The sequence below is a fragment of the Janthinobacterium sp. BJB446 genome (assembly GCF_002735655.1).
Taxonomy (GTDB): domain Bacteria; phylum Pseudomonadota; class Gammaproteobacteria; order Burkholderiales; family Burkholderiaceae_D; genus Janthinobacterium; species Janthinobacterium lividum.
Genome location: NZ_PDZK01000001.1, coordinates 2429262 through 2447725, shown reverse-complemented (window position 1 = coordinate 2447725; position 18464 = coordinate 2429262). Strand labels below are relative to the sequence as shown.

Sequence of the window (18464 nt, the reverse complement as noted above, 5' to 3'; positions counted from 1 at the left end):
AAGCGGGTGGGGTGGTTCAGGCCGCCTTGCGCCTGGCGGGCGGCGACTTGCGGGCGGCGGACGAGGCCGCGCGCTTGCGGGCCGGCGCGGCGGACGCTTTCTTGCCCAGGCTTTGCTGCAGCAGGGCGACCAGGTCGATCACGTTGTTGCCGTGCTCTTCTGCTGGCTCGGGCGCGGGCGGCGTGATGGTCTTGGTCTGCCTGGCCTTGACTTTTTTCTTGACCAGCGCCAGCACGTCTTCGCGGTAGCTGTCGTGGTATTGCCCGGGTTCCCACGCTTCGCTCATGCCTTCCACCAGCGACAGGGCCATCTTGAGTTCCTTGTCGGAAATGCCAGCCGATTTCAGGGTGCTGCCGGGCAAGTCCAGGTCGTCTGTGGGGCGGATTTCATCGGCGTAGCGCAGGGTGTTGAGGACGATGGCGTCGCCCACGCACACGAGTGCGCACAAATGCTGCTTGGTGCGCATGACCACGCTGGCGATACCCACTTTGTTCGCCTTGCGCAAGGTTTCGCGCAGCAGCGCATAGACTTTTTCGCCACCCTTGGCGGGCAGCAAATAATACGGGTGCTCGTAAAAGGTCAGCGGCACCTCAAGCGCATCGACAAAGGTCAGTATGTCGATGGTTTGCGTGGCTTTCACATTGGCTTGCCTTAAATCTTCCTCGGACAGCACCACGTACTCATCCGTCTTGTATTCATAGCCCTTGATGATGTCGTCCCACTCGACTTCCTTGCCCGTCTTCTTGTTGTAGCGCTTGTAGCCGATGGGTGAAAAGTCGCGCCGGTCCAGCATGGACAAGTCCAGTTCATGGTCGAGGCTGGCTGAAATCAGCTCGACGGGAATGTGCACAAGGCCGAAGCTGATGGCGCCTTTCCACAGTGCGCGCGCCATCGCCTAGTCCCCCACGCTGCCGGTGATGGGCAGGACGATGCCGCTGATATAGCTGGAACAGGCGGGCGAGGCCAGGAAGACGTAGGCGGGCGACAGCTCTTCCGGCTGGGCCGGGCGGCGCATGTCCGTGTCCTGGCCAAATTTCTGGATGTCTTCGGGCGACTTGTCGGCCGGGTTGAGAGGCGTCCAGACGGGCCCGGGCGCGATGGCGTTCACGCGTATGCCCTTGTCCAGCAAGTTGCCGGCCAGCGCCATCGTAAACGCATGGATGGCACCCTTGGTGGTGGAATAGTCGAGCAAGTGCTTCGAGCCTTGCAAACCCGTCACGGAGCCCGTGTTGATGATGGACGCGCCCCGCTGCAAGTGGGGCAGGACGGCCTTGGCCATATGAAAGTAGCCGTAGACATTGGTTTTCATGGTGAGGTCGAAGCGTTCCTCGCTCAGGTCCAGCAAGGATTCCGCATGTTCCTGGAAGGCTGCGTTGTTGACCAGCACGTCGATGTGCGTGAACTTGTCCAGCACCTGGCTGACGGCTTGTTGGCAAAAGCCCTGGTCGCGCACGTCGCCGGCAATCAGGAGGCAGCTCTGGCCTTCCGCTTCCACGTAGCGCTTGGTTTCGTGGGCGTCCGCGTGTTCGTTCAGGTAAATGATGGCGACATCCGCCCCTTCGCGCGCGTACAGCACGGCCACGGCGCGGCCGATGCCCGAATCGCCGCCCGTGATGATGGCGACCATGCCGGCCAGCTTGCCGCTGCCGCAGTAGTCGGGCGCCAGGAAGCGGGGTTTCAATGCCATCTGTGTTTCAAGGCCGGGCTTGTCCAGGTGCTGGGCGGGCAGGGGAGGCGTCGGCTGGTTGCGGTGGCCTGTCTGCACGGGAGGCTTGCTGTCCCGTTTGTCTGGCTTGGCGGCATCACGGCCATCCTGCTCCTGCTGTATGCTGCGCTGCAAGTTACCGGCGGACTGGTCCTTGTTCTCGTTCATGCTGGCCTCCCTGGAAACGAAGGTCCAGTATCGGCGCGGCAACCGCATCCAACGGTGCGCTTGCTAACAGAGTGGCGCAAACAGGCGTAAAGTTATATGATGGTTGACATAAATGTGGGAGGGCAGCATGAAGGTAAGCAGGGAACAGGCGGCGCTGAACCGCGAGCGCATCGTGGAGGTGGCGGCCAGGTTGTTCCGCGAAAAGGGCTATGACGGCATCGGCGTGGCTGATTTGATGAAGAACGCGGGCCTGACGCATGGCGGCTTCTATGGCCATTTCGCGTCCAAGGAAGACTTGATGATCGAGGCGTGCCAGCATGCCCTGGAGAAATCGCTGGCAGGCTGGCAAGCGAAGGTCGCCAGCGACCCGCAGCGGGCGTTGCCGGCCATTATCGACAATTATTTGACCACCCGGCACCGCGACCAGCCCGGCGGTGGTTGCCCTGCGGCGGCCATGGGCGTCGACGTGGCGCGCATGTCGCCCGGCGCGCGTCCCGCGTTTACGGCGGCCACGCAGCAGCAGTTCGCCTTGCTGCAGGGATTGCTGCCCGACGGCGTCCCGGAAGAGCGGCGCCAGCAGGCGATAGCCACGTTTGCCGCCATGGTGGGGGCCATGGTGCTGGCCCGTTCCGTCGATGACGAAGCCCTGTCGGTGGAAATCCTCGATGCCGTGAAGGCGCAATTGCTGCAAGAGTGAACGCGTTCCCCCTGTCAGCCGGCCTCGTCGCATGATAGGCTTCGGTTTTCAGATTTAGGGATCATCCATGCTGCTCTGGCTCAGGCAATACCGGCGTCCTCTGTTGGCCGGAGACATCACTGCCGGTATCGTTGTCGCCATGATGATGGTGCCGCAAGGCATGGCTTATGCGCTGGTGGCCGGCTTGCCGCCCGTGGTGGGCATCTATGCCAGCATCTTGCCGCCCGTGCTGTACGCCCTGTTCGGCAGCAGCATGACGCAATCGGTGGGCCCCATGGCCATCGTATCCCTGATGACGGCCGCCGCCCTGGCGCCGCTGGCCGACCCCGGCTCCTCCTTGTATATCGTCCTGGCCGCCCAGCTGGCCTTCATCAGCGGCCTCGTCCTGTTGCTGTGCGGCGTGCTGCGCCTGGGCTTCATGGCCAGTTTCCTGTCGCGCCCCGTGATCAGCGGTTTCAGCAATGGCGCCGCGATCCTGATCATCTGGGGCCAGATCACGCCCTTGCTGGGTGCCACCTGGCCCCACTGGCATACGCCCAGCCTCGTGCTTGGACTGTCCGGCCTGTTGTTCCTGTGGCTGGCCAAGCGTTATCTGTCGCGCCTGCTGCAGCGTTGTGGCCTGAACCAGGTGGCGGCCGACGTGGGCGCGCGTCTGGCGCCGATGGCGCTGGTGCTGGCCGGCATCGCGCTGGTCGCCTATGGCGGCCTGGAAGTGATGGGCGTGCAGACGACGGGTCACGTGCCCAGCGGCTTGCCGGGCCTGAACCTGGCTACCTCGAGCGCCCATTGGCGCACCCTGCTGTCGCCTGCGCTCCTGATCGCCTTCATCATCTTTTTGATGAGCATGTCCGCCGCCCAGACCCTGGCGCAAAAACGCGGTGAAAAGCTGCAGACCAACCGCGAACTGCTGGGGCTGGGCGCGGCCAATGTGGCCAGCGCGCTGTCGGGCGGCTTCCCCGTCACGGGCTCGATTTCCCGCTCGGCCGTCAATTTCCAGGCGGGCGCCAACACGCCCCTGGCCAGCATCATCACGGCCGGCCTGCTGGCGCTGGCGCTGGTGGCGCCCACGGGCTGGCTGGCCCTGCTGCCGCTGCCCGTTCTGGCGGCCACCATCATCTTTGCCGTCAGCAGCCTGCTGGACTGGGACACCTTGAAACTGTCGTGGCGCTACGACCGCAGCGATGCGCTGGCCCTGCTGGCGACGACGGCCGGCGTGCTGGTGCTGGGCGTGGAAGCAGGCGTGGTGATCGGCGTGCTGTTGTCGATGGGCACCCTGATCTGGCGCGCCAGCCGCCCGCACATCGCCGTGCTGGGGCGCATCCCGAATAGCGAACACTTCCGCAACGTGGAGCGCTATGAAGCGCAAACCTTGCCGGACGTCTTGCTGTTGCGCATCGATGCGGGCCTGTTCTTCGGCAACGTCGAAGCCGTGACGGAGCGCGTGGAAGACGAGTTGCGCGGCCACCCGACGGCCCGCCACCTGGTGCTGGTGCTGTCGGCAGTCAACCAGATCGACAGCACGGCCTTGCTGGGCTTGATCGAACTCAACAGCGCGCTGATCAAGCGCGGCATCAGCCTGAACCTGGCCGAAGTGAAAGGGCCCGTGATGGACCGCCTGCGCCAGAGCAGTCTATTGAAAGACCTGAGCGGCAAGCTGTACCTGAGCACGGCCCTGGCGACGGCCGATCTAAGTGGGGAAAAAGCATGACGATGGAACTGAATCTGCACGGCGAGCCGCGCGTGGTGGATAGCATCCTTGCGCTGGAGCAAGCGCTGCAAGAGGCGCGCGCGCTGGCGCAGTGCGAGCTGTGGCTGACCTTGGCCACGGACGCCGAGCAGGGGCCGGCCCTGTGCATGTTGCGCAATGGCGGCAATGCCTGGCTGATGTATCTGTCGGGCCAGGACGACCTGAGTTTTCACTCGCTGGGCGACGAGGAGGCAGACGGTGCCTGCAGCTATCTGCTGTCGAATGGCCAGGTGGACGAGTATCCCGAGGCATGGTGCGTGGAGGTGGAACAATGCCAGCGGGCATTTGCCGAGTTTTTCAGGACGGGCGGCGCGCGGCCGGCCGCCATCGCGTGGGAGGCGGATTGAGATGCCGCAAACCATCATCGCCGATATCGACCGGGACTTGCTGGCCGCGCTGGACGCCAGGGCAGGTTTGCTCACGCTGCGCGCCATCCTGCTGCGTTACAAGGCCAGCGGCGTGACGGCTGCGCAAGTGGCGGCCTTGCTGCAGGAATTGCGTTCAGCCACGCAGGAGGGGCCGCTGGAAGACGTGATACTGGACGCCCTCGACATGGTGACGGGCTGGTGCACGCCGCAGCTGCGGGTATGGGACGGGACAGGAGACGAGCATGCATCCTGACAAGTTCAAGCAGGTGGCGGGGCTGCCGTACGTCGAGCGCCATGCCTACTTTGTGCGCAAGGCAGCCGATACGCAAGAAGTGTGGGGCTTGTACCGCGATGGCTGGGCAACGGCGCAAGTCGACGGCAAGGTTGCCATCCCGTTCTGGCCGGAAGCCCCGTTTGCGCAGGCGTGCGCCAGCGGCGACTGGCAATATTTCCAGCCGCGCGCCATCGCGCTCGGCGATTTCCTGGCCAAGTGGCTGCCCGGTATGAACCAGAATGGCCAGCTGGCTTTCGTTTTCCCTGTGCCGCAAGGCAGCGCCAGCATCGCGGCGCCGGCTGATTTACTGAGGGATTTGCAACATGAATCAGAGCAATATGAATGAGGGCAAGGAACGCCTGGACGCCTGGTACGACGGCTCGGCCATCTGCCTGATCGCCGTCGGCGCACAAGGCGACCCGCTGGACCTGGGCGGCGACGAAGTACGCGCCCTGATCGCGAAGCTGCAGCACTGCCTGGCCGAGTCCGAAGCTGCTGCGACGGACGATTGACGGCTCAGGCGGCCGCCAACGCCTTTTCCATCGCCACGCTGGCCAGGCTGATGCCGCTCGGGTGCGCATATGCTTGCTCGCGCAAGGGAATAAACCCTGTGGCCCGGTAAAACGGCACGGCATTGAGCGATGCGGACAGGCGCAGACGCGCAATGCCGCGCCCGCGCGCCAGTTGCTCCAGCGCCGCCAGCAGGCGCTTGCCGATGCCGAATCCCGCATGCGCGGGATCGACAAAAACGGCGTCCACTTCCTGCTTGTCCGCATCGAGCATGGCGTAACCGGCAATGATCTCGCCCTGCATCGCCACGATGCCGCCACCCGCAGCCAGCATGGCGGCATACGTGTCCGGCACGGGCGAGGCCGTCCACACAGTAATTTGCTCCGCTGCATAGTGCGTAGCGCAACTGACGCGCACGGCCACCGTGCGCAGGGCCCACAGGGCGGCTATGTCGTCGGGCAGGGCGGGGCGAAGATGAATCATCGTTGAGTCCTGAGAAAAAGCGATGCTAGCGCAATGCCGCCACATGCACCAGCATGCTTTGCTGTTGCTGCGCTGGCTTATCTGGATCGATATAGCAGGAACCCGGCGGCGCACCCGGCACTACTGGATGGTGGACGTGGCGAGCGGATGTCTTGTCAAAAGATTGCCCTAAGGAATAGACTTGCCCCTGCAGTTGACGTTATCATGTTTTTGTAAGTATCGGTGGCTGAGCAGTCAGCGCATAGTTGAAACATGGTGACAGGCGGGAGTGAGCATGGGCATGGCGAATGATGCGTGATGTGCCTGGCGGCGGGATGGGCAGGGCAGCGGTGCGTCGCTGTGGCCGCGCATTGCTGCTGGCGTTCTGTGTCGCTGCAGCCCCGGCCGCCGTGCCGGCTGCGACGCCGGCCGCTGCGACGCCGGCCGCTGCGCCGCCGCACCAGGGCCAGCGCGTGCTGTTTCTCAACGCCTACGATTACGGCCGCGCCGGCGTGGAGTCGTACACGCGGACCTATGTGGCCGCCATGGCCGCCGCGGGCCTGGCCAGCGAAGACATCATGGTCGAGCACCTGAACCTGAATACCCAGGGCGACCCGGCGCTGCGCAACGAGATGCGTGATTTGTTGCTTTTAAGATACACCCAGATGATGGGCCGCAAGGCCGACCTGATCATCGCCATGCAGCAGCCTGCGCTCGATTTTTTATTGTCCGACCTGGCGCCGCTGGCGCGCGGCGTGCCCGTGCTGGCGATTAACACCTCGGGCAAGGCTTTGCCGGCCGGCAGCCCTGCATCCATCTGGCAGCAAAAGGCGAATGTCGATTTCCCCGGCACCCTGGCGCAAGCCATGGCGCTGTTCCCGGAGACCAAAACCATCGTCATGGCCGTCGGCGCCAGCGAGGCTGACCAGGCCTTGAAGCGCAACATGCAGCAGGCGGCGCAGGCGTGGCAGGGCAAGGTGGCCATGCGCTACCTCGATGACCTGACCCTGGAGCAGATGCGCGCGGCCGTGGCGCACCTGCCCGCCGATACCTTGCTGGTGGCGGGCAACGTCAACCGCGATGTGGCCGGCGCCATCGCCACGCCCGTGCAGTTTGCTGGTGAACTGGCGCGGCTGGCGAATGTGCCCGCGTTCGGCATGTACAACACGAACGTGGGCAAGGGGATCCTCGGCGGCTCCATCCTGCACATCGAAGGGGCCGCGCAGCAGGTGGCGCAGATGTCGCTGGCCGTGTTGGCCGGCAAGGCGCCTGCCGCGCCGGGCGCCTTGCTGCCGCCGGTCCGCCCGGTGCCCATGTATGACTGGGAACAGCTGCAGCGCTGGGATGCGGACTTCAGCCGGCTGCCGCCGCATACCCTGTTCTTCAACCGCCCGCCGCAGCTGTGGCACGAACACCGCGTCGCCGTGCTGTCGGCCGGCGCCGTGTTTCTCGCCATGGCATGCATGCTGAGCGCCTTGCTGCTGCAGCGCCGCCGCCTGCGCCGCGCCGAGAGCGATGCGCGCGAAAGCGAGCAGCGCTTCCGCATCCTCGTCGAGCATGCGCCCGAAGCCATCGTCGTGTATGACCTGGACCTGGACCGCTTCATCGACGCCAACAGCAGCGCGCAGCGCATGCTGGGGATGTCGCGCGAAGCGCTGCTGGCGCGCGGGCCGTTCGACCTGTATACCGGCGAGCAGCCCGATGGCCTGCCGCTGGGACTGATGATGGAAGAGCATCTGCGCCGCGCCATGCTCGGTGAGCCCATCCTGGTTGAACGCAATGTGCGGCGTGCCGACGGCAGCATCTTTCCCTGCGAAGTGCGGCTGGTGCGCTTGCCGATGGAAGGGCGGCGCCTGGTGCGCAGCGGCATCGTCGACATTTCCGAGCGCAAGCAAAGCGAGCAGGAGCTGCTCGGCTACCGCGACCATCTGGAAGAATTGGTGCAGCAGCGCACGGCGGCCCTGTCGGTGGCCGTCACCGAGGCCGAATCGGCGAACCGCGCGAAAAGCGTCTTCCTGGCCAACATGAGCCACGAATTGCGCACGCCCTTGAATTCCGTGATCGGCTTTTCGCAGATGATGGCCGATTCGAGCAGCATGTTCGAGGAAGAAAAGCATAACCTGGCCATCATCAACCGCGCCGGCCACCATTTGCTGACCTTGATCAACGATATCCTGGAATTGTCGAAAATCGAGGCGGGCCGCATGCAGCTGCAAGCGGGGCCCGTGGACTTGAATGGCTTGCTCGACGAGGTGCTCGAGATGGTGCGCATGCGCTCCGGCGACCAGGGCATCGCGCTGCGGCTCGAACGTGCCGGCGTGCCGCCGCTGGTGCGTCTCGATGGCGCCAAGCTGCGCCAGGTGCTGTTGAATTTGCTGTCGAACGCGCTCAAGTTCATCGAGCAGGGCAGCGTGACCCTGTCGCTGGCCTGCCAGGCGGACGGCGATGGACAGGTGGCGCTGGCGTTTGCCGTGCGCGATACGGGCAGCGGCATCGCGGAAGAGGATCTGGAGCGCATCTTTGAACCGTTCGTGCAGGCCGACAGCGCCGTGGCGCAGGCTGGCACGGGACTGGGGCTGACCATTTCGCGCGAATTCGTGCGTCTGATGGGCGGCGAGCTGCGCGTCGAATCGACCCTGGGGGCCGGGTCGCGCTTCAGTTTCGAGCTGCGCGCGCCGGTGCTGCAGCAGCCGGCCATCGCATCGCTGGCGCCGGGCCGCGTGGCGCGCCTGCCGCCGTCCCAGCGCGGGCGCATGGTGCTGCTGGTCGACGATGACGATAACTGCCGCAAGCTGCTGGCCGGCTTGCTGGCGCCGCTGGGCTTCCAGCTGCAGGAGGCGGCGGGCGGCGTGCAGGCGCAAGCCATGCTGGCGGCGCAGCGCTACGACATTGTGCTCAGCGACTGGCGCATGCCGGACATGGATGGCCTGGCGCTGACGCGCTGGCTGCGCGCGCAGTCGGCGCTGGTGCAGCCGCGCCTGGTGATCATGACCGCCTCCGCCTTCGAGGAGGAAAAACAGGAAGCGCTGGCGGCCGGCGCCGACGGTTTCCTGCGCAAGCCGATCGAGCAGGAGCACCTGTTCGCCATGCTGGAGCAGCAGCTGGGCGTGCGCTTCCAGCGTACTGCCGCCGCGCCGCCGCGCGTGCCGGTGGCTGTCTTTGACTTGCAGCAGGCGCTGGGCCAGCTGGGCGCTGCCGAGCGGCAGGCGCTGCTCGAATCCGTGCAAGCCCTCGATCTGCGCCGCAGCGCCATCGTGCTGGCCGGCGTGGCGACCAGCCTGCCGCAGCTGGCCGCGCATATCGCCGCCATGCTGGAACAGCATCAGTACCAGCCGCTGTGCGCCTTGCTGGCGCAGCTGGCGAGCGAGCCGCAGGGCGAGGACGCATGACTTTTCACTTGCCCAAAGACGCGCGCCTGGGCGGCGTCTCCATCGTGCTGGCCGTCAGCGTGGCGCTGACCTTTGTCGTTACCGCGCTGCTGCTGGTGTTTGCCGTGCTGTTTTACCAGTCCGAACGCGAGCAGCGCTGGCAGCAGCTGCATCGCAGCCTGGCCGTGAGCGCGGACCAGCTGGCCGTGGCCATCGAACTGCCATTGTGGAATCTCGATGAAAAGCAGATGCAGGCCATCATGCGCAGCATGCTGGGCAAGCGCGACCTGGTGGCCAGTTCCCTGACGCCGGGCATCGGCAAGGAGGCGCTGGTCTTGCGCCGCACTGCAAGCGGCGCCATCGACAGCTTTTCCTCGTTGTCCGCGGAGCCCGACTGGCTGGTGCAGCGGCGCCCCGTGACGATGGGCGGACAGGTCATCGGCAGCGTGGCCGTGTATGCGACGCCGGCGCTGCTGCACGCGCAGCTGCAGCAGCGCGCGCTGGGCATCGGCGCCATGATCGTGGCGCTCGACGTGATCCTGGTGGCCAGCGTCTGGCTGCTCATGTGGTGCCTGATGCTCAAGCCCCTGAAGGCGATCGGCCAGTATGCGGCCGGCATCAAGGCGGGGCAGGGCGAAGCATTCGGCACGCCGCCGAAAGCCTGGTTCCTGGGCGAACTGCGCACGCTGTACCGCTCCATCCGCGACATGGTGGCACTGCTCGACAGCCGCTACCGCGCCCTGCAGCGCAGCGAGGAGCGCGTGCAGATGGCCACCGGCGCGGCCAGCATCGGTATCTGGGACTGGAACGTCATCAACGATGCCTTGCAGTGGGATGAGCAGATGTACGCGCAGTTCAAGGCCGATGCGGACAGCAGGATGGCACCCGCGGCGATCTGGCGCGCGGCGCTGATGCCCGACGACGTGCCGGCCGCCAAGGAAGCCCTGCGTGCCGCGCTGGGAGCCGGCCAGGCGTTCACGCACGAGTACCGCATCCTGTGGCCCGATGGCGCCATCCGCTACATCAAGGCCGATGCCGTGATCTTCCGCGACGGGCAGGGCCAGCCCATGCGCCTGGTGGGCTCGAACTACGACATCACGGCGCACCGCGAGGCCGAACTGGAACTGCTGCGCCACCGCCATCACCTGGAAGAGCTGGTGGCCGAGCGCACGAGCGCCCTGTCGGTGGCCGTCAGCCAGGCGCAGGCGGCGAACCGCGCCAAGAGTACCTTCCTGGCGAACATGAGCCATGAACTGCGCACACCCTTGAATTCCGTGATCGGCTTTTCGCGCCTGATGGCCGCCTCGCCCAACATGCAGGACGATGAAAAGCGCAACCTGGCCATCATTCACCGCTCCGGCAATCATCTGCTTACCCTGATCAATGAAATCCTCGAACTGTCGAAGGGCGAGGCGGGACGCCTGCACGCGCAGACGGCCGTGGCGGCGCTGGCGCCCCTGTTGCAGGAAGTGATGGACATGCTGGGCATGCGCGCCGAGCAGCAGGGCCTGGCCCTGCGCCTCGATTGCGCGGACCTGCCGGCGGCCGTGGTGCTCGACGCGACGCGCTTGCGCCAGGTGCTGCTGAACCTGATGTCGAACGCCGTCAAATTTGCCGGCGGCGGCGAAGTGACCTTGCGCGTGCGCGCTGCGCGGCGCGATGGCGATCAATGGATGCTGTCGTTTGCCGTCAGCGACACGGGCATCGGCATCGCCCCGGAGGACCAGCAGCGCATTTTTGAACCCTTCGTGCAGGCCGACAGCGCGGGACCGAAGGATGGCACGGGCCTGGGCCTGGCCATTTCGCGCGAATTCGTGCAATTGATGAAAGGCGAACTGACAGTGGAATCGATGCCGGGGCAGGGCGCCACCTTCCGTTTCAGCATTCCCGCGCAGGCGGCGGAAGCGCCTGTGCAGGTGCCCGTGCCGCTGCCGGCGGCGCTGGTGCCCGAGGCGCCGCCGGCGCTGCGGGCGCGAGACTTGCAGTTGCTGCCAGGTGAAGAGCGAGCGGCCTTGCTGGTGGCGCTGCGCGAATTGAACTTGGCCAGGGTGGCGCTGCTGCTGGGTGACTTGCCGCCGGCGGCTGCGCCCGTGCTGGCGCCGCTGCAAGCCATGCTCGACCAGCATCAGTACCGCCAGCTGTGCGACTTGCTGGAGAGTGAGGGCGCGCTGGCGCACGCTTGAAAAGTGTGGGCTGACAACATCGGATTCAATGAAAAGACGGGCTAAGTGCCACCGATGGATGGTGCTAAATTGCAATAAAGATTATGATGATAGTACGTAGTTCATCGCAAAGAAATGTCTTGTCCAGCGCGGCAACGGATCGCCGCGCCTCATCCAAAGCTGAGAGAACTGCTACATGCACCGCGATTTTTCGGAAGTGAACTCGAAGGGCGAAGTACTGATCGTTGAAGATACGCCGGCTTCGCTGAAGCTGTTGAGCGATTTGCTGGGCGGCGCCGGCTATGCGGTGCGCCAGGCGCCGAACGGCGAACTGGCCCTGTGGACGGCCCAGGCGCGCCCGCCTGAGCTGATCCTGCTCGACGTGCGCATGCCGGGCCTCGACGGCTTTGAAGTGTGCCGCCGCCTGAAGGAAATACCGTCCCTGCGCCAGGTGCCGGTGATCTTCCTGTCGGCCCAGTACGATACGGACGACAAGGTGCGCGGCTTCGCGCTGGGCGCCGTCGATTTCATCGCCAAACCCTTCCAGGCCGAGGAAATCCTGGCCCGCACGGACGCCCACGTGCGCCTGGCGCGGGCGCAGCTGCAGCTGGCGCAGGAGCGCGCCAACCTGGAGCGGCGCGTGGCCGAACGCACTGCCGAACTGGAACAGGTGGCCAGCACGCTGGCGCGCGAAGTGCAGATCCGCCGCGCCAATGAAGAATTGCTGCGCTTGTCGGGCCAGGTCTTTGAAGCGACGCAGGACGCCATCCTGATCACCGATCCTGCCGGCGTCATCGTCACGGCCAATCCCGCCTTTACGCGCATCACCGGCTACGCGGCGCAGGAAGTGGTGGGCACGGACATCCTGCGCCTGCACGCCGAACACACGGGCGAGGCGGTGCTGCTGGCCCTGCGCCAGGGCTTGCGCAGCAGCGGCTGCTGGTCGGGCGAGGTGCAGACGCGGCGCAAGAGCGGCGACACCTATCCCTGCCTGCTCAGCGCCTCCACCGTGCACGGCCCCGATGGCGCTGTCGTCAACTACATCGGCGTCTTCCTCGACATCAGCGAGCGCAAGGCCGAGCAGCATCTGATCGATTTCCTTTCCTACCACGACGCGCTGACGGGCCTGCCGAACCGCGTGCTGCTGCGCGAGCGCTTCGAACAGGCGCGCGCGAACGCCCTGCGCGACAGCCAGCAAGTGGTGCTGATGTGCCTGGACCTGGACCGCTTCAAGAACATCAACGATTCGCACGGCCAGGCCGTGGGCGACAAGGCGCTGCAAGTGGTGGCGCGTTTCCTGTCCGGCTGCGTGCGCGAGGGCGACACGGTGGTGCGCCAGGGCGGCGACGAATTCCAGATCCTGCTGCAAGACGATGCCCTGCTGGGGCGCACCCTGGGGCTGGCGCAAACCATCCTGGCCGGCTTGCGCGAAGAACTCAGCGTCGATGGCGAGCGCCTGGCGCTGACCACCAGCATCGGCATCGCCATGTGCCCGGCCGACGGCGACAGCCTCGACGACGTGCTGCGCCACGCCGATACGGCCCTGGTGCGTGCCAAGGAAATGGGACGCGACCATTACGCCTTCTTCACGGAGCGCATGGGCAGCGATATCCGCGCCCGCCTGGCGATGCAGCAGCAGCTGCGCGGCGCCATTGGCCGCGATGAATTCGAAGTGCACTACCAGCCGCAGATGTGCTTGCGCACGGGCGCCTTGCTGGGCGCGGAAGCCTTGCTGCGCTGGGATAATCCGGTGCTGGGCAAGGTGCCGCCCGGCCTGTTCATCGCGCTGGCAGAGGAATACGGCTCCATCACGGCCATTGGCGAATGGGTGCTCGAAAGCGTGTGCGCGCAGATCCGCGCCTGGCACGACGCGGGCCTGGGCAGCATCAAGGTGGCCGTCAACCTGTCCGGCAAGCAGTTCGCGCAAGACCGCACGGTGCCGTTCGTCGAGGCGGCCTTGCGCAAATACGGCATCGCGCCCGCCTGCCTCGGCATCGAGATCACGGAAAGCACCGTCATGGGCGATCCGGACAAGGCCGTGGCGGCCCTCACGCGCCTGAAGGATATCGGCGTGGGCATTTCGCTCGACGACTTCGGCACCGGCTATTCCAGCCTGGGCTACCTGAAGCGCTTCCCCATCGACGTGCTGAAGATCGACAAATCGTTCGTCGACGATGTCACCACCAGCAGCAGCGATGCGGCCATCGCCCGTTCCGTCATCTCGCTGGCGCACAACCTGGACATGCGCGTCATCGCCGAGGGCGTGGAAACGCGCGAACAGGTCGACTTCCTGACGGAACACGGCTGCGACGAAATGCAGGGCTATTACTTCAGCCGCCCCCTGGCCGCAGAAGCCTTCACGGCCTTGCTGCGCGAACGGCGCACCCTGGCCGTGGCGGCGGCCTAAGCGCCGCGGTGCGGCCGATGCACCATGCCGGTGCGTTCGCTGCAGCGCGGTGCACGATTCTCACTTTTATTTCCCCTGACGCTGGCACATATCCTGCTTAGGTAATCGCTTATTTACGCGATTGCCCCGCATGCCAGACAGTACCCCTCCAGCCATGCTTTTGCAGGCCAGCGCGCACGGCGCCTGGCAGGCGCACTTGCGCCTGGGCTTTGCGCTGCACGATGGCGTCAGCCGCCTCGTCGAGCGTACGCACAGCGGCCCCCTGCGCGTGCAAAAGCCCCTGTATCCGGAGGGCGATCGCGTCTGCCACGCCATCATCATCCATCCGCCCGGCGGCGTGGTGGGCGGCGACCAGCTGGCCGTCGACGCCACGGTGGGCGAGGGTGCGCACGCCTTGCTCACGTCCCCGGGTGCCGCCAAGTGGTACCGCGCCAACGGCCATGTCTCGGGCCAGCACATCATGCTGCGCGCCGCCAGCGGCGCGGCCATCGAATGGCTGCCGCAGGAGAGCATTTTCTTCGACCAGGCTTGCGTGCGCCTGCGCCATGAAGTGGAACTGGCGGTCGACGCCAGCTACATCGGCTGCGACATCGTCTGCCTGGGCCGCAGCGCCTCGGGCGAAATGTTCAATACGGGCAGCATCAGCCAGCAGGTGCAGATCCGCCGTGGCGGCAAGCTGCTGTGGTGGGAGCAGGGCGTGCTGGCCGCCGGCGGCGCGCTGATGGTCAGCCCACTGGGCCTGGGAGGCCACACCGTGTGCGCCACCCTGATCGCCATCGGCACGCCGGTTTCTCCCGCCGTGCTGGCGGCCGTGCGCGAGATCGCCGTGCCGGACGGCGCCGCGTTTGGCGCCACGCACATGAAATCGCTGGTGGCGGTGCGCCTGCTGTGCGGCGACAGCGAGGCGGCGCGCCGCATCATGCTGGCCGCCTGGCAGCTGCTGCGTCCCGCCATGCTGGGGCGCGACGCCGTCGTGCCCCGCATCTGGAACACTTAATCAGGAAAGAAGCGCAAGGAAAACCATGGACCTGACTCCCCGCGAAAAAGACAAGCTGCTCATTTTTACGGCCGCGCTGCTGGCCGAACGGCGCCTGGCGCGCGGCTTGAAGTTGAATTATCCGGAAGCGGTGGCCCTGATCAGCGCGGCCATCATGGAAGGGGCGCGCGATGGCAAGTCGGTGGCGCAGCTGATGTCGGACGGTACGAAGATACTCTCGCGCGCCGACGTCATGGACGGCATCGCCGAGATGATCCCCGATATCCAGGTGGAGGCGACCTTCCCCGATGGCAGCAAGCTGGTCACCGTGCACCACCCGATACCTTAACCATACAAGCGACATTACAGGAGCCGGTCATGACCCCAGGCGAATACAAATTGGAAGAAGGCGAAATCAGCTTGAATGCGGGGCGCGCCACGGCCACCGTGGTAGTGGCCAACCGGGGCGACCGGCCGATCCAGGTGGGCTCGCATTTCCACTTTTTCGAAGTCAACCCGGCGTTGTCCTTCGAGCGCTGGCGCGCCTACGGCATGCGCCTCAATATCACTGCCGGTACGGCCGTGCGCTTCGAGCCGGGCCAGCAGCGCACGGTGGAACTGGTGGCGCTGGCGGGCGAGCGCAAGGTCTACGGCTTCAATGGCGCAGTGATGGGCGAACTGCAAGATACTCCACCGGGAAAGGATTGAGATGGCCAGCATTCCCCGCAGCGCATATGCCGAAATGTTCGGCCCCACCAAAGGGGACCGCATCCGCCTGGCCGACACGGAATTGTTCATCGAGGTCGAGCATGACTATGCGATCTACGGCGAAGAGGTGAAGTTCGGCGGCGGCAAGGTGATCCGCGACGGCATGGGCCAGTCGCAGCGCTGCGCGGCCGAGGTGATGGATACCGTCATCACGAATGCCGTCATCCTCGACCACTGGGGCATCGTGAAGGCCGATATCGGCTTGAAAAACGGGCTGATCTTCGGCATCGGCAAGGCAGGCAATCCGGACATCCAGCCCGGCGTGACCCTGGCTATTGGCGGCGCCACCGAGATCATCGCCGGCGAAGGCATGATCGTCACGGCCGGCGGCGTCGATACCCACATCCACTTCATCTGCCCGCAGCAGATCGAGGAAGCGCTGATGAGCGGCGTGACCACCATGCTGGGCGGCGGCACGGGACCGGCCGTGGGCACGGCCGCCACCACCTGCACGCCGGGGCCGTGGCACTTGCACGCCATGCTGGCGGCGGCCGACGCCTTCCCGATGAACCTGGGCTTCATGGGTAAAGGTAACGTCAGCCTGCCGCTGCCGCTGGAAGAGCAGGTGCGCGCGGGCGCCATCGGGCTGAAACTGCACGAAGACTGGGGCAGCACGCCGGCCGCCATCGACAACTGCCTTTCCGTCGCGGACCGCATGGATATCCAGGTGGCGCTGCACAGCGACACCCTCAACGAAGGCGGTTTTCTCGAACACACCTTGGCCGCCTTCAAGGACCGCACCATCCACACGTTTCACACGGAAGGGGCGGGCGGTGGCCATGCGCCCGACATCATCGCCGCCGTGGGCCAGGCCAACGTGCTGCCCTCGTCGACCAATCCCACGCGTCCCTTCACCGTCAACACGCTCGACGAGCACCTGGACATGCTGATGGTGTGCCACCACCTGGACCCGGCGATCGCCGAAGACGTGGCCTTTGCCGAGTCGCGCATCCGCCGCGAAACCATCGCCGCGGAAGACATCCTGCACGACATCGGCGCCATTTCCATGATGTCGTCCGATTCGCAAGCCATGGGGCGAGTCGGCGAAGTGATCATGCGCACCTGGCAGACGGCGCACAAGATGAAGGTGCAGCGGGGGCCGCTGGCGCCCGATACGGCGCGCAGCGACAATTTCCGCGCCAAGCGCTACATCGCCAAGTACACGATCAACCCGGCCATCACGCATGGGATATCGCACGTGGTGGGGTCCATCGAGGCGGGCAAGATCGCCGACATCGTGCTGTGGAAGCCGGCCTTCTTCGGCGTCAAGCCGTCGATGATTCTAAAAGGCGGCATGATCGCCGCCGCGCAGATGGGCGACCCGAACGCCTCGATTCCCACGCCGCAGCCCGTGCACTATCGCATGATGTTCGGCGCCTTCGGCGGCGGCCTGAAAAAGTCGTTTACGTTTGTCTCGCAGGCGGCCTACGACCTCGATATCGGCCACCAGCTGAAACTGAATAAATCCATCATCGCCGTGAAGAACATGCGCGGCTTGCGCAAGCACGACATGATCCACAACAGCGCCACGCCGCACATGGAAGTGGACCCGGAAACCTACGCCGTGCGCGCCGACGGCCAGCTGCTCGTGTGCGAGGCGGCCGCCGTGCTGCCGATGGCGCAGCGCTATTTTCTATTTTAAGCAGGAGACAATCATGCTCACATTGCATACCAAGCTGGCACCTGGCGATGAACGCGCGCCGTTTGCGCAACTGGTGCTGCCCTACGACCAGCGCGAAAAATGCCGGCTGCGCGCCGTGCTGTCGACTGGCGAGGACGTGGCCGTGTTTACCGTGCGCGGCACGGTGCTGCGCGACGGCGAGCGCATGACGGGGCCGGATGGCCAGGTGGTGCAGATCGTCGCCGCGCGCGAACCAACCTACCTGGTGCGCTGCGCGGATGCGCATACCCTGCTGCGCTGCGCTTTTCACCTGGGGAACCGCCACACGCAGGCGCAGGTGGGCGACGGCTTTTTGCGCATCCGCAAGGATGTCGTGCTGAAGGAGATGCTGGAAGGCTTGCAGGCGAGCGTGACGGAAGAAAGCGCGCCGTTCGAGCCGGAAGCGGGCGCGTATGGCGGCGGCCATGGCCACCACGACGGCCATGGCCAGCATTTGCTGGCGCCCGTGCCGCTGCGGCAGAAAATCCACCGCCCCGGTGACACTGCATGATGCAGGCGTCCGCCCTGCTGCATTTGCTGCAGTTCGCCAGTCCGGCCTTGCCGATTGGCGCCTACAGCTATTCGCAGGGACTGGAGGCGGCGCTCGAATCCGGCCTGGTAGTGGATGCGGCCACGGCGCGCGAGTGGATCGCCCAGCATCTGACGCACGTGGTGGCGCGTTGGGAAGCCCCGCTGTGCTGGCGCTTGATGCAAGCGTTCGAAGCGCAGGATTTGTGCGCCGTGCAGCGCTGGAGCGAGCGTTTCATCGCTTCGCGCGACACGGCGGAATTTCGCGCCGAAACCATCCAGATGGGCTATTCGCTGACCAAGTTGCTGGCCGAGCTGGGCGTGGCCGACGGCGTGCTGATCGACATGCTGCAGGGCCAGCCGGAGGTGGCCTTGCCCACGGCCTATGCCTGCGCCGTGGCGGCGCTGGCGATTCCGCGGGAGCAAGCGCTGCTGGCCATGCTGTTCGCGTGGGCGGAAAACCAGGTGCTCGTCTGCGTGAAATCCGTGCCGCTGGGACAGGTGGCGGGCCAGCGGCTATTGCTGTTGCTGCGGCCGGAGCTGGAAGCGGCGGCCCTCACGGCGCAGACGTTAGCAGACGACGAGATGGGCAACTGGGCGCCCGGCCTGTCGCTGCTGTCGATGCGGCACGAAGTGCAGTACAGCCGGCTGTACCGTTCCTGAA

General features: G+C 65.6%; 18 protein-coding genes. 15 read left to right on the top strand and 3 right to left on the bottom strand.

The window, feature by feature from the left end; genetic code table 11:
- Window positions 1–16 precede the first annotated feature (16 nt).
- Both ku and CSQ92_RS10765 read right to left on the bottom strand, forming a co-directional pair.
- The gene (gene ku / locus CSQ92_RS10770; RefSeq protein ID WP_099394101.1) at window positions 17–892 is read right to left on the bottom strand and encodes a non-homologous end joining protein Ku; all 876 of its coding nucleotides are present in this window, start codon (window positions 890–892) and stop codon (window positions 17–19) included.
- A gap of 3 nt (window positions 893–895) precedes the next feature.
- Window positions 896–1873, bottom strand: coding sequence for an SDR family oxidoreductase (locus CSQ92_RS10765; RefSeq protein WP_099394100.1), 978 nt, complete (start codon window positions 1871–1873; stop codon window positions 896–898).
- A 127-nt stretch (window positions 1874–2000) separates the two neighbouring features.
- Between CSQ92_RS10765 and CSQ92_RS10760 the strand changes: the two genes are divergently transcribed.
- The 6 genes from CSQ92_RS10760 (at window position 2001) to CSQ92_RS28715 (ending at window position 5471) form a co-directional block, all read left to right on the top strand.
- On the top strand, window positions 2001–2570 hold the full coding sequence (locus CSQ92_RS10760; protein WP_099394669.1) for a TetR/AcrR family transcriptional regulator: 570 nt from the start codon (window positions 2001–2003) through the stop codon (window positions 2568–2570).
- 67 nt (window positions 2571–2637) lie between these two features.
- Complete coding sequence (locus CSQ92_RS10755; RefSeq protein WP_099394099.1) at window positions 2638–4278, top strand: SulP family inorganic anion transporter; 1641 nt, start codon at window positions 2638–2640, stop codon at window positions 4276–4278.
- Entirely contained in the window at window positions 4275–4664 is a 390-nt protein-coding gene (locus CSQ92_RS10750; protein WP_099394098.1) for an Imm1 family immunity protein, read from the top strand. Before CSQ92_RS10755 ends, CSQ92_RS10750 begins: the two co-directional genes overlap by 4 nt.
- A gap of 1 nt (window position 4665) precedes the next feature.
- The gene (locus tag CSQ92_RS10745; RefSeq protein WP_099394097.1) at window positions 4666–4938 is read left to right on the top strand and encodes a hypothetical protein; all 273 of its coding nucleotides are present in this window, start codon (window positions 4666–4668) and stop codon (window positions 4936–4938) included.
- Complete coding sequence (locus CSQ92_RS10740; protein WP_099394096.1) at window positions 4928–5305, top strand: DUF2750 domain-containing protein; 378 nt, start codon at window positions 4928–4930, stop codon at window positions 5303–5305. The genes CSQ92_RS10745 and CSQ92_RS10740 overlap by 11 nt, the downstream gene beginning before the upstream one ends.
- Window positions 5283–5471 (top strand): hypothetical protein, encoded by a 189-nt coding sequence (locus CSQ92_RS28715; protein ID WP_143450341.1) that lies wholly within the window; start codon window positions 5283–5285, stop codon window positions 5469–5471. Before CSQ92_RS10740 ends, CSQ92_RS28715 begins: the two co-directional genes overlap by 23 nt.
- Window positions 5472–5475: 4 nt before the next feature.
- Here CSQ92_RS28715 and CSQ92_RS10735 read toward each other — a convergent pair whose 3' ends face one another.
- Complete coding sequence (locus CSQ92_RS10735) at window positions 5476–5952, bottom strand: GNAT family N-acetyltransferase (protein ID WP_099394095.1); 477 nt, start codon at window positions 5950–5952, stop codon at window positions 5476–5478.
- 287 nt (window positions 5953–6239) lie between these two features.
- On the opposite strand from CSQ92_RS10735, the gene CSQ92_RS10730 reads away from it, so the two are divergent.
- From CSQ92_RS10730 to CSQ92_RS10690, 9 genes are all read left to right on the top strand, one after another.
- Window positions 6240–9320 carry a sensor histidine kinase gene (locus CSQ92_RS10730; RefSeq protein WP_099394094.1) on the top strand — a complete coding sequence of 1027 codons (3081 nt, stop codon included), beginning with the start codon at window positions 6240–6242 and terminating at the stop codon, window positions 9318–9320.
- On the top strand, window positions 9317–11482 hold the full coding sequence (locus tag CSQ92_RS10725) for a sensor histidine kinase (RefSeq protein ID WP_099394093.1): 2166 nt from the start codon (window positions 9317–9319) through the stop codon (window positions 11480–11482). The genes CSQ92_RS10730 and CSQ92_RS10725 overlap by 4 nt, the downstream gene beginning before the upstream one ends.
- A gap of 175 nt (window positions 11483–11657) precedes the next feature.
- On the top strand, window positions 11658–13868 hold the full coding sequence (locus tag CSQ92_RS10720; protein WP_099394092.1) for an EAL domain-containing response regulator: 2211 nt from the start codon (window positions 11658–11660) through the stop codon (window positions 13866–13868).
- A gap of 130 nt (window positions 13869–13998) precedes the next feature.
- A complete protein-coding gene (locus tag CSQ92_RS10715; protein WP_099394091.1) occupies window positions 13999–14865 on the top strand; it encodes an urease accessory protein UreD in 867 nt (288 codons plus the stop codon).
- A gap of 25 nt (window positions 14866–14890) precedes the next feature.
- The gene (locus tag CSQ92_RS10710; protein ID WP_034751936.1) at window positions 14891–15193 is read left to right on the top strand and encodes an urease subunit gamma; all 303 of its coding nucleotides are present in this window, start codon (window positions 14891–14893) and stop codon (window positions 15191–15193) included.
- A 29-nt stretch (window positions 15194–15222) separates the two neighbouring features.
- Window positions 15223–15552 (top strand): urease subunit beta, encoded by a 330-nt coding sequence (locus CSQ92_RS10705; protein WP_092605741.1) that lies wholly within the window; start codon window positions 15223–15225, stop codon window positions 15550–15552.
- A gap of 1 nt (window position 15553) precedes the next feature.
- A complete protein-coding gene (ureC, locus tag CSQ92_RS10700; RefSeq protein ID WP_099394090.1) occupies window positions 15554–17254 on the top strand; it encodes an urease subunit alpha in 1701 nt (566 codons plus the stop codon).
- A 13-nt stretch (window positions 17255–17267) separates the two neighbouring features.
- Window positions 17268–17783, top strand: coding sequence for an urease accessory protein UreE (gene ureE, locus CSQ92_RS10695; protein WP_099394089.1), 516 nt, complete (start codon window positions 17268–17270; stop codon window positions 17781–17783).
- Window positions 17783–18463 (top strand): urease accessory protein UreF, encoded by a 681-nt coding sequence (locus CSQ92_RS10690; RefSeq protein ID WP_099394668.1) that lies wholly within the window; start codon window positions 17783–17785, stop codon window positions 18461–18463. The genes ureE and CSQ92_RS10690 overlap by 1 nt, the downstream gene beginning before the upstream one ends.
- Window position 18464: the final 1 nt, after the last annotated feature.

Bases quoted from the DNA above. Each gene is read 5' to 3' on its own strand.
- ku (WP_099394101.1), bottom strand. From the start codon at position 892: ATGGCGCGCGCACTGTGGAAAGGCGCCATCAGCTTCGGCCTTGTGCAC.
- CSQ92_RS10765 (WP_099394100.1), bottom strand. From the start codon at position 1,873: ATGAACGAGAACAAGGACCAGTCCGCCGGTAACTTGCAGCGCAGCATA.
- CSQ92_RS10760 (WP_099394669.1), top strand. From the start codon at position 2,001: ATGAAGGTAAGCAGGGAACAGGCGGCGCTGAACCGCGAGCGCATCGTG.
- CSQ92_RS10755 (WP_099394099.1), top strand. From the start codon at position 2,638: ATGCTGCTCTGGCTCAGGCAATACCGGCGTCCTCTGTTGGCCGGAGAC.
- CSQ92_RS10750 (WP_099394098.1), top strand. From the start codon at position 4,275: ATGACGATGGAACTGAATCTGCACGGCGAGCCGCGCGTGGTGGATAGC.
- CSQ92_RS10745 (WP_099394097.1), top strand. From the start codon at position 4,666: ATGCCGCAAACCATCATCGCCGATATCGACCGGGACTTGCTGGCCGCG.
- CSQ92_RS10740 (WP_099394096.1), top strand. From the start codon at position 4,928: ATGCATCCTGACAAGTTCAAGCAGGTGGCGGGGCTGCCGTACGTCGAG.
- CSQ92_RS28715 (WP_143450341.1), top strand. From the start codon at position 5,283: ATGAATCAGAGCAATATGAATGAGGGCAAGGAACGCCTGGACGCCTGG.
- CSQ92_RS10735 (WP_099394095.1), bottom strand. From the start codon at position 5,952: ATGATTCATCTTCGCCCCGCCCTGCCCGACGACATAGCCGCCCTGTGG.
- CSQ92_RS10730 (WP_099394094.1), top strand. From the start codon at position 6,240: ATGATGCGTGATGTGCCTGGCGGCGGGATGGGCAGGGCAGCGGTGCGT.
- CSQ92_RS10725 (WP_099394093.1), top strand. From the start codon at position 9,317: ATGACTTTTCACTTGCCCAAAGACGCGCGCCTGGGCGGCGTCTCCATC.
- CSQ92_RS10720 (WP_099394092.1), top strand. From the start codon at position 11,658: ATGCACCGCGATTTTTCGGAAGTGAACTCGAAGGGCGAAGTACTGATC.
- CSQ92_RS10715 (WP_099394091.1), top strand. From the start codon at position 13,999: ATGCCAGACAGTACCCCTCCAGCCATGCTTTTGCAGGCCAGCGCGCAC.
- CSQ92_RS10710 (WP_034751936.1), top strand. From the start codon at position 14,891: ATGGACCTGACTCCCCGCGAAAAAGACAAGCTGCTCATTTTTACGGCC.
- CSQ92_RS10705 (WP_092605741.1), top strand. From the start codon at position 15,223: ATGACCCCAGGCGAATACAAATTGGAAGAAGGCGAAATCAGCTTGAAT.
- ureC (WP_099394090.1), top strand. From the start codon at position 15,554: ATGGCCAGCATTCCCCGCAGCGCATATGCCGAAATGTTCGGCCCCACC.
- ureE (WP_099394089.1), top strand. From the start codon at position 17,268: ATGCTCACATTGCATACCAAGCTGGCACCTGGCGATGAACGCGCGCCG.
- CSQ92_RS10690 (WP_099394668.1), top strand. From the start codon at position 17,783: ATGCAGGCGTCCGCCCTGCTGCATTTGCTGCAGTTCGCCAGTCCGGCC.